The following is a 1,132-nucleotide window of genomic DNA, read 5'->3' as shown; positions in this document are numbered from 1 at the left end:
TGCAGGTGCTGCCCGAGGCGGAGCGCGAGTTGCTGCTTAACACGTGGAACGCGACGCAGCAGGCGTATCCGTCGAACTGGTGCGTGCATCAGCTATTCGAGGCGCAGGTTGAGCGCACGCCTGAGGCGACGGCGCTGGTGTTTGAGGGCCAAACGTTCAGTTATGCGCAGCTGAACGCACAGGCCAATCGCCTTGCGCACCAGTTGATCGGGTTAGGCGTCAAGCCCGATGCGCGCGTGGCAATCTGCGTCGAGCGCTCGCCAGCGCTGGTCATGGGGCTGCTGGCGATTGTGAAAGCGGGTGGCGCTTATGTGCCGCTGGATCCGAGTTACCCAGGCGAGCGCTTGACGCACATTCTGGCGGATGCGGCACCGAACATGGTGCTGGCGGATGCGGCTGGGCGTGCTGCGTTGGGTGAGGCGGCGCTGGCCGAGTGCACGGTGCTCGATCCGGCCACCGTGCCGGCGTTGCCAGACACGAATCCGTCGGTGGCCGCGCTGACGGCCCGGCATCTGGCGTATGTGATTTATACGTCGGGCTCGACCGGCACGCCCAAGGGCGTGATGGTCGAACATGCGCAAGTGGTGCGGCTGTTCGAGGCGACGCAACCATGGTATGACTTTAACGAACATGATACTTGGTGCCTGTTTCACTCGTTTGCGTTCGATTTCTCGGTCTGGGAGCTGTGGGGTGCACTGCGTTATGGCGGCAAACTGGTCATCGTGCCTCATTCCATTGCTCGCTCTGCCGACGCTTTTTACCAGTTGATCTGTGAGCAGGGTGTCACCGTCTTAAATCAGACCCCCAGTGCGTTTAAGGCGTTGATGGCCAGCCTCGCACACCGCGCCTTGTCAGATCAATTGCGCTATGTGATCTTGGGCGGGGAGGCGCTGGAGCCGACGCTCTTACAGGCGTGGTATGCGGCGCACGACGAGCGTCATCCGCAATTGGTCAACATGTATGGGCTTACCGAAGCGACCGTGCATGTGACGTATCGGCCACTTCGACAACAGGACAGTAAGCAAGCGGGTAATCCGATTGGCGTACGGATCCCAGACCTGAAGATTTATCTGCTCGATGCGCACGGCCAGCCAGTGCCGCTAGGTGCGGTCGGTGAACTGTACATCGGTGG

At 61.0% G+C, this 1,132-nt stretch carries 1 protein-coding gene; it reads left to right on the top strand.

Annotation, left to right across the window (positions count from 1 at the left end; genetic code table 11):
* On the top strand, positions 1-1,132 hold a 1,132-nt coding region (locus KQH55_RS16095; protein WP_235091676.1), incomplete at both ends, for an AMP-binding protein.

It is taken from the genome of Mycetohabitans sp. B3, from assembly GCF_021498065.1.
GTDB lineage: Bacteria > Pseudomonadota > Gammaproteobacteria > Burkholderiales > Burkholderiaceae > Mycetohabitans.
This window is presented reverse-complemented; position numbering and strand designations above follow the sequence as displayed.